The following is an 18,549-nucleotide window of genomic DNA, read 5'->3' as shown; positions in this document are numbered from 1 at the left end:
AGGGTTTTAATTAAAAAATGGATAAATAAGAAACTTAAAAAAAATAGAAAATAGGGTTATTTAAAAAAGACCCTATGAAACCTTTATTTTATTTGAAATCCTCATAGTACCATAATAGGTGACAATGGTATAAGTACCCCTTTTCAAGTTAATGTTTAACCTAGCCTGACCCTTAGAATCAGTGATCTTATAATAAGACTTACCACAAACAGTAAACTTAACCCTAACACCAGACAAAGCCTTACCATGATTATCCACCAACTTAGCAACAAACTTAGAGCCGCTACGATACTTCATATTCAAGTTACTAGCACTTAACCTAGACAAAACACTAATACTATTGGAAACCTTCAAATCACCATAAGTAGTTGTAATAGTGTATTTTTTAGGAGCCAAATTAATAGCCAAACTAGCAAAACCATCAGCATCAGTAACCCTACTATAAGTCTTACCACAAACAGTAAACTTAACACTTACACCAGAGGCATAACTACCATCCAAACCAACAATCCTAACAACAAAACGACTACCATTCTTATAATACATAACCAAATTACTACTCCTAACTGGAGATAAAACAGTAACATTATAAGATCTGAACTCACCAGTAACAGAATTCTTAACAACAATAGGATAAACACCAGGCCTAAGATTAATATTCAAACCAGCAAAACCATTAGCGTCGGTATACCTTACATAAGTAACACCTGAGATTTTAAAGCTTGCAGGAATATTAACTAACGGATTACCATTCTTATCTAAAAACAATCCAGTGAATTTAGTAGCGTTTTTATAAATCTTTACAAGATTGTCTGCTATAATAGTCTGACCTGTTTGATTATTTGAAACATTTACAGCACCGTCAGACTCAATTACATCATAGCCTCTGCTACCATTGTAAGTACCATTTATTAAATAGAGACCTGGCTTAGTAAAGGTATAATTTAGTGAAACTGATCCCTCGTTAACTGCAATTGCAAAGTCTTCACCATTAACTGTAAGTATTATAGATCCCCCACTAATTGGATTACCCATATCATCGGTTAAGATAGCTTTGATTGAACAAGGAACATTAGGTCTTGCAGATACTGTTTTATTATCTAATATTTTGATATATGTATTTCCAATTCTTAAATCATTGAATATGTATTTACCAGTACTTGCATTTGGATTTATCATAATATTAGAGGATAATGTTGTAATTCCATTTGAATAAATTACACCACCAATATTTGCAGAACCCTGATTAAAAGTATTATTTCTAATAGTTACAATAACATCTGAGCCTTCACTATAAATGGAACCTCCATTTGATGATGCACCATTATTAATAAATTTATTATCAATAATATCAGCCGTACCATAGACAGTATAGATAGCTCCACCATTTACAGCCGTATTAAAATCAAATATTGAACCATATACTTGAAGATTAGTTCCAATTGAATTAATTGCACCACCATTAACACCTTTATTTCCTGTAAAGTTTGAACCATTTACATAAATGGTGTTTTCATTAGATGTATCTGTGGATATGGCCGTGTAATTACTTCCTGCAATAGTTGAATTAATAAGGTAAAGTATGCCGCCTTCAGATACATATAATGGATAGTCATCATGATTGTTTAGAATACTTGAATTAATAAATCTTGAGTTTCCAGCCCTGACAAATGAGGCTCTACCATAAGAGTTATTAAATAATGTATTTTTAGCAATTAAAACCCCTCCATAATTTAGGATTCCGCTAGTTTCACTAGATGGAGCAGAGCTGCCATTTACAGTTAATCCATTATTGTCAAATATTATATTTTCAAGTTCCAAATAAGAATTTTCACCACGTGATACGATTGAGGATGAACGGTAACCGCCAATTACATACAAGTTAGTGAAGTTTGTATTTTTAATTGTTCCGTTTCCGTCTACAATATAGACATATCCCGCTAGGCTACCTGAGCTACAATTAGTAAACAATGAATTATTTACGCTTAGATAACCGCCATCAACATAGATTGCAGAATTCAAATAGGTTTTATCATTACCATTTGCAAATATAAGGCCATTCAAATATAGGCTTCCAGTAGAATCAACCTTAAATATATTATAGGAATTTTCCCTATTCAATATAACCTCACCATTATAAGAGGTGATTGTAATATTTACATCACTTATATTTGTTGAGTTAAGATTATAAACTCCTTTTTTTAGATAAATAGTAGATCCGGAACTTTTAGCATATATTAAACCATGTTCTATTGTTGCAAATGGATTAGATTCACTACCATCACCATTTATATCGCTTCCATCAACGGATACATAGATAGTATCTAATGTAGGGACATATTTATATGAAAAGTTTAAAGTCTCATCATCAATAACCGCACTACCGTTTATGTCCCCTGTAGCACCACCGACAACATATTCCAAAGTATAATTGTCAAACATGCTTAAATAATTATCATCAGTACTATTTTCAAAATTGAAGGTAAGTTTCAAATCAGGTGTAAATTCTTCGAAGCTTGGATTATCATTTAATAATAATCTTATGGTTATAGTGTCAGTAGAATCGGATTTTAAATAGGTTTTTGTAGTGTTAAGATCTACGATTAACCATTTGCTAGCAACAATATTTCCATAGACAATATTATTTCTAGATGGACCTTGATTTTGACCCCACCAGTTATAATCACCATTAATGATTGAAGATCCTGCATTATAAATAGCTAAACCGTTATCTGCAGAATTATTATTAAATTGGTTATATTTTAAATCTACTTTTGTGGAATTTGATGCGTAAATAGCTCCACCATTTACAGCTTTATTATTTCGAACTACACATGAAGTAAGCTCAAGAGTGGAATTAGAATCCAGATATATTGCTCCACCATCAGTAACGTTTCCATTAATTAGTGTAATGTTAAATAGCTTTAAAGTATTTCCAGATTTAACATTGAAAATTCTGTAATTAGATTCACCGGAAATTACAACCTCATCGTCATATGCTCTAATTGTTAAATTTGATAGAACATTTATGGTATTGGACAAGGTATAGTCCCCAGGAAGGAATTTAATGGTATCGTAATATGAATCTGTATTCACCTTACTAATTGCATCATTTAAACTATAGGGATTAGCTAAAGTTCCATTACCTTCACCATCCTCTGCATCTGAGGAAACATATAACGGAATCTTAGTGACGGTAATGTTCTTGTTTAATACCTGTCCACTTCCAACTTTAGCACTTATCGTGTAGGTTCCATAACTTGAAGGTGTAAATATACCTGATACATGGTGATCTGTAATATTAGCTAATGCAATGCTTAAGTTACCTCCATTTGATGAGAATTCCGCAGGGATATAAGGTATATAAATTCCAGAGTAAACATCCTCACCATCATTATTTAAAAATTTAAGTGTGAATACACTGGTTCCGTCTTCAGAAATCTCATCCTTATCAGAGGATAAATCTAAAACATACCATTTACTAACATTTAAATTGTTTACATAGGTTTTATTTAAATAAATTGAAGGATTATTTACTCCCCAATAGTTATAGCCAATTACAGTTGAGAATCCCTCACTGGTATAATAAGGAACATCAGTATTGTTATAAACAATACAGTTGAATAAGCCTAGACCTAAATAGCCAATACCATAGAAGATACCGCCGGTACCTCCACTATTATTTATAAAAGTACAGGAATTTGCAGTTAAGATATTAAAGTTATCGTTTCCCCTCTGATAAAATGCACCACCATGGGATGTAGCGGTGTTATTTATAAAAGTACAATTATTAAAGGTGGTCTGATGATTAATATTAGACGCATGCACAGCGGCACCATTATCTGCATATCCCCCCGTAAAAACAATATTATTCATGGTTAATTCTGAGTTTGAACCCAAATATAGGATCCTAGTCTGACCTCCACCATTAATTATTACCTGTCCATTTCCATTAATTGTAATGGCTTTGTCAATGGACAATGAACTATTAATGTAGTAGGTACCATTAGAGATGTTTAAGGTTTTACCATCGGGAGTATTGTCAATACCTTTTTGAATAGTAGCATATGGATTATTTATAGTTCCATCACCTGCACTATCACTACCATTACCAGATACAAATACAGTATCAACAGTAGAATTGTCATCATGTAATATATTGGAATCTGATATTGGAGTAGAAAGAGATAGATTAGATTCTGATGAATCAATAGTAACATTATCCGAATCCACAGCAGATACAGCACCAATACTTACATATAAAATAGCCACAAATAATAAAACCAAATAAATTTTATTAATTCTATTCACTACCTGTCCTCCTTTTTATTAAAGTAAACAGTTACATATCATTAAAATAATTAATGTTATTTATAAAAAAATAATCAAAAATAATGATTTAAAACCAAATATATTATTTAAAAACAAAATCTCCAATCATTTTTTTAAAAATAATAGGTTTAAATTATTTTTCTAACGATTCTTAAATAAATCACGATATGAACATTAATAAATATTAAAAAAATAGTATATATTTTTTATGACTTTAAAAGGTTAAAATAATCAACCTATATCAGAAATGAATATATTATAAATTAAATTTAAAAACTATTTCTTTGAGGAATTTTTTTATGTTAAAAATAACCTCTAACTTAAAAAGATAATAAAATAGCTAATTAAAATAAAAAATGAAGAAATAGACATTTAATAAAAAAATGAAATAAAAATACCAATGAAATTTTAAAAAAAACCAGATAAATAAAATAAACAATGAAATCAGAAGAGACATTAAAGTAAAATAAATAAAAAACAAAATTAGCCAAATCCTAAAAAAAAATAAAGAAAAATGAAAAAAATTATCTTAAATTTTTAATATCATCCCTATAATATATGTAACAGGATAGTAAAATAATTAAGAATACTAAAAATTCTCCAGCTATACGAGTAACCTGGTTTTCATCCAAATCAATAAATTTAGGTCCTGAATCAGAACCTGCTGATGAGGATTCAGAAGCACCATCACTTGAAGAGGATGCAGAATCTGATCCGTCATTACTTGATGAATCTGATGATGAACTTGAACCAGATGCAGATGAAGCAACAGCAGTAGCGGCAGTTGAAAATCCTATAGCAGTATTTGCTCCAGTGCTGGAACCAGATATTCCGCTATTGGAATTTGAACCGGAATTTGATCCGCCATTTCCCTGATTGTTGGAAGTTCCATTTCCACCAGAGTTTCCACCTGAATTTCCACCTGAATTTCCTCCAGTATCAGTACCGGAGTTTCCCCCGTTTCCATGAATCTTTTGCCAATTCTTATCCACATCATCCTGAGTCTTAACATTACCACTGTCTATTTTACCAAGTGACGGATCTGTAAAATCATCACTTGAAGCTTGATAAGTTATTTGCTGATTAGCTTTATCAATTGTTACAGTGATTTTATCACCATTAGATCCCTCAATACTTATTTTAGTTGAAGAGCCGGTTGTACTGATAGAGGTGACTCTACCATTATTGTTTTTATAACTTATAGTTCTTGAAGGAAGAGAAACTACCACAGAACCGTCAGGATTATAAAATGTAACCGTTGCTGTATTGGTACCGGTTTGTTTAACCCCAAATGTAATTAAACCAGTTTTAATTTTATTACATATTGCAGGGTTTCCACCATACCAATTATTTCCAATTTCTAAACGATCATTTCCAAAACCATATGATGAATCCTTAGCATTTACATCCCTAAAAGTATTAGACTGAATAACATTATAGCTAATATCCTGACCTTTAGGTTTAATATAATAGGTACCGAAATAGATTCCATTACTATTACGTTCGATTACATTTTGGGTAATTGTATTGGAACCTACTTTATTTAAGCTAATACCTTTATTGATATTATTTGAAATAGTGTTATTCAATATTTGAATACCACTACCGGCATCTTCTAGTTCAATACCATTATGATTGTTTTTAACAGTATTATACATCATACTAAGGTTACTAGCCCCTTCAGAATAGATATAGTTATTCAACTCAACAGAAGAGTATACACCCTTTGTATTGTTCAATATTGAATTATTCCATATTTTAATATTAGAACTTTGAGCCAATCCAACACCATAATCATTATTACGAATTAGATTATTAGAAATGTCAATATTATTTCCCTCTGAAATTGAAGCCCCAGATTTGGAATTTCCAATAATATTGTTATTTATAATATTAAGGTTTTCCACCTTTATCGCTTTAATTCCATTAGATTTACTTGTAATGGTATTCTGTGAAATTGTGATATTGGAGGCATTTTCAATTACAATACCATCGGTTCTGGTACTGTTAATATTAAAACCGCTGACAACAACAGGACCTGCTGTAGAGTCTATAGTTATTATAGGTTTATCCTTCCTTGAATTTAATGTAGAACCTACATATGAAATCAAACTCAAGGGTTTATTTATTACCAAATATAGATTACTATAATATTCATCTGTAAAATACAGTCTAGTACCGGGACTTGCCTTGTCTATTATATTCTGTATCTGATAAGAATTCAGGTTACTAGAAATTAAAACACCATCATATTTATACAATGTGGTTGAATTTGATGAGGAGTCATAAAACTCATTTCCCTTATATAGTGCTGTTAAGGTATATCTACCATCCCCCATATCACTAAAATCAAAGGTTATAAAACCTTCATTATTAGTAACACCTGAAAAGATTGATGAATTTACGTTAACACGGACAGTTTGATTTACAATAGGTTTAGAATTGGAATCAACTAATCTGACAGTATAATTTGAGTCATTACTTGATATAACTGATTTATTTTGAAGTATCACATTTGTTTTATCTAAAATATTAACAGTAGAATTACTAGTATCATTATCTTCTATGAAGGTTGAATTGTCAGAAAGAACACTTCCTGTATCATTTGTAGATTCAGCAGATATAGATACTATTGATAAGAATAATATTAATGATAGTATAACAAACATTAACTTCTTATTCAGTTTTTCCACCTCCCCTTAATTAAAGAGGATTAAATATTATCTCCCAATATTTAATCATGATTTTTATTATATCGATTAACATATATAACATTTCGTATTTATATTACAATAATTTCTATAAAAATTGTTTAATCAAATAGAACAATTAGAATTAATCTAATTTACATTATTCCATAGAATCCAGATAAACATGAAATAATCGAATAATATTATAATAAATCCATGTAAAGAATTTGAAAACGATATATAATTTTAAACAAATCGGATTATGAAATCTGATTCTAGAATAAAAAAAATGATGATTTAAAAAACAATTGGTTTTAAGATTCTAGAATAAAAAAAATGATGATTTAAAAAAAACAATTGGTTTTAAGATTTTAGAATAAAAAAATGATGATTTAAAAAAAAACTAAAAAAACCAGTTTTAATTTTAGGAATTATCGGCTGATGGTTCTAATTTAATTCTAGCTCCAAACAGGATTAAGCTTATCATTAAAACCACAATTGAACCAAGGAATATAAAACTGGTACCCTGATTTACAATAATAACCCCACCAATACTAGTTCCAATGGTTACACCAATATTTGCCATACTTAAAAAGATTCCATTGGCAAATTCAGGTGCCTTTGGCGCAGCGGTAACAATCCAAAATTGAAGTATATTATTAATAATACCTGCTATCAATCCCCAGAATATTACAAGAATACCTGTTGGAATTGTTGAACTGCCAACAAGGAACAAGCTTACAAATATTAAAGATAAAAATATTGGAGTTAAAATCACTGTTATATGGGGCCTGCTTGAAAGTAATTTACCGCCAACCCAATTACCGAATATGGATGTGATACCATATAAGAATAACAGTATTGTTAAATCCAGGTTAATAATATGGGTTACTGATTGTAAAAATTCTGAAACATATGAATAAGATAAGAACTGGCCACAGTTAAGCATTATTACACCTAAAACTGAGACAATGAAAATCATGCTCTTGGCTTCAGATACCTGGGATCCATAAGACTGTTCCTTTCCGGGAATACTTGGAAACAGCACAACAGTCGCTACCAATGCAAGAAGATTTACAAATGTAAACCATAACATTGCAATTTCATATCCGAAATAGCTAGCAAAATATGCTGTTATCGGAACACCAATAATCATTCCAGCACTGACACCCATTATTACCTTACTAATTGAATCGCGGGCCTCCTCTTTCGGAACAATTTCACCAGCTACAGTTAAACTTAATCCACAATATATAGGCATGAATAGTGATATGATCACCCTACATAAAAGTGCAATATAAAAATCAGTTGTAAATGCACTTACTGCCGTGAATATTACAAAGATTAAAAGGGATAAGGTAAAAACTTTTTTTCTGTTATACCTACCAAATAGAAGTGGTAATATTAATCCACTTACAGCAGAACCTATTGCAAAAAGACTTACAAACAGTCCCGCTTGGTCTATAGTAATATTGAAGTAATGAGCCACTTGAGGCAAAATACCTATCATACCCATTTCTGTACTTAGAATACTGAAAGTACCTAACATCATTATATAAATTGCTAAACTCTGTCGTTTCATATGAAAAAATCCTATAAAATTATAAAACGATACAACTTAATTTCTTCCAATAATGTTAAATATTAAAATACAAAAAGCCTTCTCATATTTATTAATTGAAAGGTCTTATTTAAATTAATCTATTAATTTTCTATGGAATATATAATACCAGACCACCTATAGAAAATAGCTACCAAGAAAACAATCTATAAATCACATGATATTGTATCCAATATCATTTATTTATCCAAATAGAACAGGCATTTACAATCAGATATTTACCGGTTAACTAAACTAAAAATGTATAACCGAAAAAATAGACAACAAAAACCAACCAGAAAAAAATAACCACACAGAAAACAGGAATATCCTTAAATGAAACCAGTTACAACAAAAAATATTCAAAAATAGAAAAATCCACAGACAAAAAAAACAACCGGAAAAAATAATCACACAAAACAGGAATGTCCATAAATAAAACTAGTTACAACAAAAAATATTCAAAAATAGAAAAATCCACAGACAAACCAGTGAAATAAACCATGCAAACCAATAAAAATTAAAAACAAGAATAGAATATAAATAAAAAAAGGCCTCAGTTCGCCCATCATTCATCACATATCAGAGCTCATAGGGTTCATCATTGGCCTCGTTTAATAGAATTAAGGGTAAATCAAAATTCCAAAAAAAATTGAAAATTGAAATTTTAGATTATCTTATATGTTTAACCGAACATTACTCCAGCTTCTTTTTGGAATTCGTCATCACTGTTTACATCCATGATTTTATCAACTGCATCCATAAAGTCGCTGACAGTAACACTGTCTCTGTCTGCCCTTATTGCAAACATACCTGCCTCAGTACAGATCGCTTTTAAATCAGCACCAGAACAACCATCGGTTAAAGTTGCAAGTAAATCTAAATCAGCCTCCTCATCTAAAGCCATTTTAGATGTATGGATCTTTAAGATTTGTTTTCTTGCTTCCTCATTAGGTTCAGGAACTTCTATAAACCTATCAAACCTTCCAGGTCTTAAAAGAGCAGGATCTAAAATATCAGGTCTGTTGGTAGCTCCAATAATACCTATATCTCCACGGGATTCAAATCCATCAAGTTCTGCAAGTAATTGCATTAAGGTCCTTTGGACTTCCCTATCACCACTTGTTGAACTTTTAAGTCTTTTAGCAGCTACTGCGTCAATCTCGTCAATAAATATAATGGCAGGGGCTTTCTCCTTAGCAAGTTCGAAAACTTCCCTTACAAGTCTTGCACCCTCACCAATATATTTTTTAACAAATTCGGATGCGACAATCTTAATAAAGGTTGCGTTAGTCTCATTAGCAACTGCCTTAGCAAGCAACGTTTTACCTGTTCCAGGTGGTCCATATAGAAGAATACCTTTAGGTGGATCAATACCTATCTTTTTAAATAATTCTGGTTTAGTAAGAGGTAACTCTACTGTTTCCTTAACCTCTACAATTTGGTCATCTAAACCACCAATATCATCATATGTAACATCAGGTTTAGTTTCAACTTCCATTCCAGATACACTTGGATCTTTTTCTGAAGGTAAAACCTCTACCACACCAAATGTTTGTTGATTTAAGGCAACTCTTGCACCTGGTTGTAATAATTTAGGATCAATAAATTTAGAATAATTGATTAAAAAATTTGGACCAGTACTACTTTTAACAGTCATTCTAGTATCGTCGATTACTTCATTAATTGTAGCAATTACTAAAGGAGGTGATCTAAATCTTTCAACTTCACCCCTTAATGATTTGACTTCCCTTTCTAGTCTGATTTTTTCATTTTCAGTTAGAACCTTATCCTTTTCAAGTTTTCTAACTTTCCACATTAAATTGCGTTTTGTTTTGGTATTTTCTTCTTTAAGCAAGTTTACTTCATCTTTCAATTCTTCGATTTTAGTAAGTAATGCCTGTGAAGAATTTTCTTCATGTTCATCCATTTTAAACGCTCCTAATTGAAATATGTTCTATTAATGTTCATCCATATATTAAAAATAAATTAAATAAAAAGGAAAAAAATAATAGATTGTTCTAATAATATAAAACAAACATTTCAAATATTTAATTCCATTTTATCTAACGTTTTACGGCGAAAACTCATTTTTAAATAAAAACTCACCGGAAAACAATATTTTTAAACATACCCAATAGTTATTTTTCATTAATTTTTAACAAATATGTCCTTATATATCATATTAAATTATGTAAACATAATATATATACTTTCTTAAAACTTTCCTTAATATGAATATTAATAGAACAATTAAATAAACTTGAACAACATTTTAAAAAACAGAACCATAAAATAAAATTAGTATATTAGAAAAGTTTAAAAAAGAAAAAACAATTATAAAATATGGATTGCGAAATGTGTGGTCAACCTATTAAAGGTCAACCAATTAGAATAAAAATTGATGGCGCAACAATGGATGTTTGTAAAGAATGCTCCAAATTTGGTAAGGTACAAAAAGTCCCTAGACGCCCAAAATATGTACAGAAAAATAAAAAATCTGGAAAAAATAATTCTAATAACAACAAAAACAATTACTCTAGAAGACCTGAAGAGCCAACCGATGAGTTAATTGAAAATTATGGTAAAGTTGTAAGACAAGGACGTGAAGCTCAACATCTTTCTAGAGAGCAATTAGGTGAAAAGGTTTTCGAAAAGGTTTCTGTCATTGCAAAAATAGAATCCGAGAAAATGGAACCCGATATTAAAACTGCTAAAAAATTAGAAAAGGCATTAAATATTAATCTAATTGAAAAAGTTGAACCATTAGATTTAGAAACCATGAAAAATATTTCAAGTGGTGCAAACACTATTGGAAGCATTGTAAAATTCAAAAAATCTAAGAAGTAAACTTTAAAAAACGAAATTGTTGTAAAATCATTAAACAAAACATCTTTCCATAATTAGATTTTTATAATCTAATTACTATTTTTTTCTTTTTTTAAAATATATAAAGTCTATTAGAAATCAATGAAAACAACTTATTTTAAGATTTAAAAAATTGATCTAAAATGTTTTATCAGATTCATTGAATTAAAATTAGTATGCATATGTTTACATTTTAAAATACGATGAACAGATAGATTAACTTTTTATGGAAAATAGCATTTTAAAGTTAATCCAAAATTAGAAGACTCTTTCTTATAAAATTTTTAAGATTAAATCAAATTAAAAAAAAACCGAAAAACAACAACAGAAATCCCAAAAAAAGTAAATCAAATTAAAAAACCATAAAAAAAATAAAAATACTATAAAAAAACTAATAAAAAACCTAAAGTTTAGGTTTTTTTGGCATTTTTTTATAATCAATTGTTTTTGTATTTTTTGCTTTAGCAGAATAATATCCTTCAAAATATTTTGCTTCATCCATCTTATTCAATAAATCCTCATAAATTTCATCATACTCATCACTAACCACAATGATATGTGCAGGTGGATGAATACTTCTAATTTTTGAAATTGCCAAGGTCGGATTTTCCTGAATGGAAAATACAGCTGCAACTTTGGATTCATTCTTTATATCTGCTTTTAAAATTTTTGAAACAATATTATCCGCAATATTAGCATCTAATGCTCGTGGCTTTGATGTTAAATGTAGACCCCCATGTTTTTCAACATCAGATATCGCATTAAGCACTTTTGAATTGTTTTCTCCTCTAATTAAAATTAAAGCCATAATATCACATAAAATAGAAAAATTAGAAGAAGATATTATTCATTCCTTTTTTGGAAGGAAGTAAGCAATCTTCCTCTAAATATTACTAGAACTATAATTACAATTCCGATAACTGTTTGGATTGCTCCAAGAACATTAAGTAAAAATGTGTTTATTGGTAAATTCCATGGAGGTGATGTTCTTCCATCTGGAAGTGCAGTATAATATACACCTACAGACTTAGCATTCTTGTTAACATTAATATCTTTAGCCTCAACATAGTTTACACCAACAATAATACCATTGTTGATTGCTTTGTTAATTGCTGAAGCTATGTTTGTAGAGCTATATCCATTTTTAGAAACTTCATATTGTACAACTTCCTGTGTAGTAGTGGCTAAACCTTGCTCATCAGAACCATAAACATATACATTCGCACTGTCATCACTAACTGTTATAGCTTTCTCCAGGGCATCATATGCATATTGGGTTTTTAGTTCCCCACCACAATATGGACATCTATTATAGTTTTCGGCAGCAGGATAAGCAACTGACCATCCACATTGTTGACAAACCTTGTTATAAGGATCGGACATCACATATCCTTTTTGATTTAACTCTGCTGGAGTGAACATATCACCGGTAGAAATACCACAGTAAAGGTTATCTGCACCTCCACCGTAAACCTCTCCAGTTTCAGTGGATACCAATCTAAAAACAGTACCCATAATATGTGTAGCAGAATATCCATCTCTTAATTCTTTTGCAATCTCGGTAGCGATAGCTTGTCTGTTGGCAGCTGCACCACCAGCAGATCCTGGACTATCCCTCAAGTGAATAATCGCTCCTTTTTTACCGGCAGGAATAGATACGGTACCACCTGAATAAGGAGTTACAGTATAAGATCCATTGTCCTGTTCAACAATAACATATGCATCGAAAGAACCACCAATTGCCATACCTACTTTAGGACCACCTACAATTGCCCTCATTCCAGAATAGGAACTAGCAACTGCAGCTGAGGATGAAGCTGAACCTCCACCTTCAATATCAGCTAAAGCGTTACAAACCATTTGAAGCCTTAAACTATCATCTTCACTTTCACCACCAGAAAGTACAGCATATTGATTTTTAGTAGACATTACAAATGTAGATTGAAACATGTTCTCTTCAAAAGACATACTACCTGCGGCAGCACCATTAGGATCATTACCACTAGGATCACTAATAATAATACAGTTCATAGTAGCTGAAACAGCACTAGCAGAAACCAAAGCAAGAAGTACACATAAAATTAATAAAATTAATTTAGACCTTTTCACTTAATCCCTCCTATCCTGAACTTGTTGTACGATAATATGAATTAGTACTATTTGAATTAGTAGTAGTGGAATTACCTAAATTAACTCTTGAAAAGTCTTCAACAACAGTAACAGTTACAATACCTGTGGTATTATCAATCTTGATATCCACTGCAGTAATAGGTCGTGCAGTAGTACCAGGTATTGTTGAGGCCATTGCATAGGTCTTAGCATCCGAAACCGCTTCAGTAAGAGGTAATGTCCTCTTAGTCGTGTGTAACATACTACCATCTATATAACTACCTTCCCTTAAACCAGAGCTTGCCACATTAGCTTTAATGGTTTCTAAAGGAATTACATCATTACCTTTAATCTGAACTCCAGTAATAGGGACACCCTGTTCTTCTTGAATAGTTGAAGCATATGCCACATAAGTTATTACTCTACCACATACAATAAGTAGAAATGCTAATAGTAAGATAATCAAAGTATCTCTTCTAACTTTTATAAGCATGAATTTCACTTCACTAATACCTAATAAATTAATTATTCATTTTTAAATTTGTTTAAATAAATAAAATTAATATTTTTTAATGTTTTTAAAACCTTAATGGTTTAAAACGAATATTACAAATCAATATTAAAATTTTATATTCATTTTTAAAGTTTAAATCAATATAAAATATTAGTATTCAATTTACAATATAAATATCTATTAGATTATTATTACATATATATTTTAACTATTTTTATAAATTATATAAACTAAGTCAAATTCTATCAAAATATAAAAAAGAATCGATTATAAATCGACGAATCCGAATATCAGATACCAGATAAATTTAAAAACCATTAAAACAAAACAAGAAAAAATAAAAACACAGAAAACCGGAAAACATTAAATAAAAAATAAAGAATAGTTGAACTAAATTTTAAAACTAGTACAACTAAATAAAAACAGATAGAAAAAATCACATCATGTTTTTAAGTATCTTCTCTGCAGGATCCATTCCCTGAGCTCCAAGAAGTAATATGGTATCATTTACATCTGCATTATTCAAAACATTGACCAATGCATCCTTAAGATGTTCGAAATGAGTATATTCGATATCTGCGTCATCCAATTTAGATAGAAATATTTCCCTTTCAGAATCTTTTACAATGTTTAAATGATCCACCACATCCTCACTTGAAGATAAGACCAGATTGACCTTACGTCCGTCCTCATCATGAATTCTTGTAATTACCTCGACAAGTGCATCTGCGTTTAACCCGTTTAATGTCTCACCACGTGAACCGCGTATTGCGTTTACAATCCAGAGGTGGCCTTTATCAGACAATAATTTATACCCTGCATAAACAGTTGATTTAATTCCATCTGGGTTATGTGCAAAGTCATCATATATCTCAGGATGTTCATTTAATTTAACGAATCTTCTTTTAAGTGGTCTGTAGGTTTTAACACCATCAACCACAACACTTAAAGGTACACCTAAAGACAATGTTCCGGCAATAGCCGCCAATGTATTCTGGATGAAATGGTTAGTCTTAAATGGCAAGTCATCGATGGTTAAAATTTCAACATTGTCCACAAGCACAACCTCGTTATCCGTATCAAATACCACATTATGAGTAGCGTTATCCTTATCCATTGAGAAGAATATTCTGTTTACACCGTCGTTTGGTTTAATTTGACTAACGTTTACGTCATCCTTATTCAATATGAGTGTTCCCTTTTTAAGTCCGCGGGCAAGTCCTGAGGTTTCCCTTAAAACATCGTCAATAGAGTTTACAAGTCCAATATGATCCATTGTGACATTTGTAATTATTCCAACATCGGGATTTATAGCACTGGTCATTAAATAAGCATGGTCACGCATTACATGATCCAACCATCCCTGAACCTCTGATACTTCAATTACGGCATAATCCAAAGGACCGTTTTCTTCAACTTCCTCATAAATCATTTTTGATACCATCGGATCAATTAGAGTATTGAATTCAGACCTTGCATCAGTATTGGTTAAAACATGAGCTCCTGAGTTTTTAATGATATGATAAATCATGTGGGAGGTTGTGGATTTTCCATTTGTACCTGTGATTGCAACCCTTTTAGAGTCTTTATCAAAATGATCAAAGACCCATTTTATTGCAAATGAATTTGCAATCTCGATTTTTTCAACTACAATCACAGGAAAATTTAACTGTTCCGCATTTTCCAAAGCATTTTCCAAAGGATTTTGAGTAATGATGGCTGCAGCCTCGTTTGCCTTAGCAATCTCAATTCCTTTACCGTTGATTTTATGACGAATTACAATATCCCCCCTCTTAGCATGGGCTAAAAAATCAAATTTTCCAGAGAAACTATAACCACAATTATAATCATCACTACCAATGATTTTACCACCAATGGCTTCTGCTAACTCATCAATACTTAAATTAAAATCTGACATAAAATATTCTCCATCAAATGAAATAAATATAAGATTTGTTTTGTTTAAAATATTTAAAAAAACTTTCTATAATAACTAAATGTTTAAAATCATCAAAAATATTGAAATAAAAAAATTAAAAAAAAGAAATTATGTTTTGTTAATTATATAAAGAATAGATAATCAACAATTAATCCAATAGCACATAATAAAACTGTTGCTCCCCAATAAGAGTAAATGATAGTTGTCTCAGGAATACCCCTATAGTTTAATGCATGGTGTAGCGGTTCTACAGGCATTTCTATCAAATGTGCTCTGTGAGCTAAACTTACACAAACTGAGAAAATTGGAACTCCTAATGCTAAGACTCCAAAGTATGGAACATCACATAACATTACCGCTGCAGCATAACCTGCACCAAGAAGTATTGAACCAGTATCTCCCATAAATATACTTGCTGGATACTTGTTAAACACTAAGAATCCTAAACAGATTGCTGTAAGTATAGCGAATGGAGGTATAATTTCCATTCTTCCATTGATAATACCAAATATTATACATGAAAATGATGCAATAGCTAAAATTCCTGCAGCCAATCCATCCATTCCATCTATTAAATTAACAGTGTTTACTGCACCTAATACTGCAATGACAACGATAGGTATTGCCCAAATTCCTAAATTGAATCCGCCAAGGGTGGTGATTGAACATGTCAATGCTAGCAAAACACCTAAGAACAATTGTACAAATATTTGTTCCGCCTCACCGGTTTCATATTTGATTGGAATCTGATCTATAACTTCAACCTTACCTTCCTCAAGTAATTGGTCCACTTGAGCCTTTGCCTTATCAGATGCAACCCTTGCCTCTTCACCTGGTTCAAGATTAAGTAAACCTATAGGTACAACCTCATCTGTAACATTCTTTACAAGTTTCTGTACCTCTGAGATCTTAAGACCAAGCAAATCATCTACAAGTCCCATAATACCTGCAGCTACCATAATAAAACAAGTAATTAAAATATAGTTATTTTTGTAATAAATAGCTGTGATTAAAAGAATAGAAAATAAAAATGCTATTCCACCCATTGTTGGGGTTCCAGCCTTATGACGATGCTCACTAACAATTGGACTGTCAGTTATCTTTGCCTGTAGCAATATCCTTCTAATATACCATGTAAAGAATATTGTTGAGAATAATGTAATAAAGAACATTATTATAATATCAACTGTCTTCATAATTTATCACAAAAATTCAATTTTATATTAATAATAATTTGTTTTAGATACTATTTATAATTTAATATTCCTTTATAAATGATTAAATAAAACATGAAAAATGTTTAAAAATAAAATAAGTAAAAAAAGTAATATTGAAATTAGATTTCAATATCCCTACCTGTAATGTCTTTAACCTTGGATATTAACTCATCCTTTGAGGATGCCCTAATGGTTACCCTTTGATATCCCACAGGTCCATGAACAACATAATCCTTTTCTTTAAAGGTTTTTTCAGGTATTTCTCCCTCATATGTACCTACAGGTATCTCCGCACAGTAATAGTTCCTGATTCTGGATTCCACATCCCCAATAGAAAAAACACCTGCGGCCATATCAACAAGTTCTGCAAGAGTGTTAATGGTGGAGCTTGCCTGTGTTAAATACCTGGTACCGCTTGGACGGGTGTTAGCTTCAATAGCATATAGTTTATTGTTTTTTCTATCATAGATAAAATCCAAATCAAGATTTCCTTCGGTCCTGATGTTTTGAGCAATCTTTAAAGCGGTAGCCCTTATCTCCTCATTGTCCAATTTTTCAAAATTAGTGGGCCCATACCTTACACGGGTAATGGGATGTGTTGCATTGATACCGGTATCCCCCTTATAGACAGGTACAAGCGGCAGATATTCACCTTTCCATCCCAATGTCTCTATTGAAATTTCAGCCCCTTCAATGAAATTCTCACATAAAGCGCCATCAAATGTTTCAAAGTACTTCCTAACACCGTCAATATCTGAGACAATAGATATGTCCTTTCCGCCCTGGCCCTGATTCTGTTTTAATACCACAGGAAAGTCAAAGCCCTCATTATGGATAATATCCTCAAAATCATCAAGGTCCTCTTTATAGACATAAACAGATTCCGGAGTGTTTACCCCTATCTTACGAAATATCTCTTTAGTCTTTGATTTATCAGATGATATCTGTACTGCATGGACATTTGAAGCCACAACAGGTATGTTGTTTTCGGCTTCGACTTCCTCCTTCATATATGCAACGTCCAAAAGAGGAGGATCGATACCGATTAATGGAACAATACCATCCACTTCTTCCTTTATAGCGACATCATGTGGAAATTTCATTCCCCTAGGCCCTATAAAAACTTCATCTGCCAAATCCAAATTATCTGCATCAGGATTTGATTCCGTTACAACACTTTCAATGCCTTTTTCTCTAAAATAAGGCGCAACATCATCAAACAGCCTTGAACCAATACATAGAATTTTCATATAATCACATAAATTAATTAAAAAAACAAA

11 protein-coding genes are annotated in these 18,549 nt (G+C 31.2%); 1 reads left to right on the top strand and 10 read right to left on the bottom strand.

Annotated features, from left to right (window positions below):
• Positions 1–72: 72 nt before the first annotated feature.
• The 4 genes from ON24_RS02105 to ON24_RS02090 form a co-directional block, all read right to left on the bottom strand.
• The gene (locus tag ON24_RS02105) at positions 73–4,311 is read right to left on the bottom strand and encodes a beta strand repeat-containing protein (protein ID WP_040681773.1); all 4,239 of its coding nucleotides are present in this window, start codon (positions 4,309–4,311) and stop codon (positions 73–75) included.
• Positions 4,312–4,856: 545 nt separating this feature from the next.
• The gene (locus tag ON24_RS02100) at positions 4,857–7,025 is read right to left on the bottom strand and encodes a right-handed parallel beta-helix repeat-containing protein (protein ID WP_016358564.1); all 2,169 of its coding nucleotides are present in this window, start codon (positions 7,023–7,025) and stop codon (positions 4,857–4,859) included.
• 421 nt (positions 7,026–7,446) lie between these two features.
• Positions 7,447–8,604 carry an MFS transporter gene (locus ON24_RS02095; RefSeq protein WP_016358565.1) on the bottom strand — a complete coding sequence of 386 codons (1,158 nt, stop codon included), beginning with the start codon at positions 8,602–8,604 and terminating at the stop codon, positions 7,447–7,449.
• 703 nt (positions 8,605–9,307) lie between these two features.
• A complete protein-coding gene (locus ON24_RS02090) occupies positions 9,308–10,552 on the bottom strand; it encodes a proteasome-activating nucleotidase (RefSeq protein ID WP_016358566.1) in 1,245 nt (414 codons plus the stop codon).
• Positions 10,553–10,968: 416 nt separating this feature from the next.
• Here ON24_RS02090 and ON24_RS02085 point away from each other — a divergent pair, with 416 nt between their 5' ends.
• Positions 10,969–11,472, top strand: a complete 504-nt coding sequence (locus tag ON24_RS02085; protein WP_040681771.1) for a multiprotein bridging factor aMBF1 — start codon at positions 10,969–10,971, stop codon at positions 11,470–11,472.
• Positions 11,473–11,893: 421 nt separating this feature from the next.
• Here ON24_RS02085 and ON24_RS02080 read toward each other — a convergent pair whose 3' ends face one another.
• From ON24_RS02080 to ON24_RS02055, 6 genes are all read right to left on the bottom strand, one after another.
• A complete protein-coding gene (locus ON24_RS02080; RefSeq protein ID WP_016358568.1) occupies positions 11,894–12,298 on the bottom strand; it encodes a DUF356 domain-containing protein in 405 nt (134 codons plus the stop codon).
• A gap of 35 nt (positions 12,299–12,333) precedes the next feature.
• On the bottom strand, positions 12,334–13,551 hold the full coding sequence (locus ON24_RS02075) for a hypothetical protein (protein ID WP_050553532.1): 1,218 nt from the start codon (positions 13,549–13,551) through the stop codon (positions 12,334–12,336).
• Between the two features lie 58 nt (positions 13,552–13,609).
• The gene (locus tag ON24_RS02070; protein ID WP_016358570.1) at positions 13,610–14,092 is read right to left on the bottom strand and encodes a hypothetical protein; all 483 of its coding nucleotides are present in this window, start codon (positions 14,090–14,092) and stop codon (positions 13,610–13,612) included.
• Between the two features lie 457 nt (positions 14,093–14,549).
• Positions 14,550–16,031, bottom strand: a complete 1,482-nt coding sequence (locus tag ON24_RS02065) for a Mur ligase family protein (protein ID WP_016358571.1) — start codon at positions 16,029–16,031, stop codon at positions 14,550–14,552.
• Between the two features lie 143 nt (positions 16,032–16,174).
• Positions 16,175–17,248 carry a glycosyltransferase family 4 protein gene (locus ON24_RS02060; protein ID WP_040681769.1) on the bottom strand — a complete coding sequence of 358 codons (1,074 nt, stop codon included), beginning with the start codon at positions 17,246–17,248 and terminating at the stop codon, positions 16,175–16,177.
• A gap of 140 nt (positions 17,249–17,388) precedes the next feature.
• Positions 17,389–18,519, bottom strand: a complete 1,131-nt coding sequence (locus ON24_RS02055; protein ID WP_040681768.1) for an ATP-binding protein — start codon at positions 18,517–18,519, stop codon at positions 17,389–17,391.
• Between the last annotated feature and the right edge of the window lie 30 nt (positions 18,520–18,549).

It is taken from the genome of Methanobrevibacter boviskoreani JH1 (assembly GCF_000320505.1).
GTDB lineage: Archaea > Methanobacteriota > Methanobacteria > Methanobacteriales > Methanobacteriaceae > Methanarmilla > Methanarmilla boviskoreani.
Note: the sequence above shows the minus strand (reverse complement) of the source record. Positions and strands in the feature narration are given on the sequence as shown.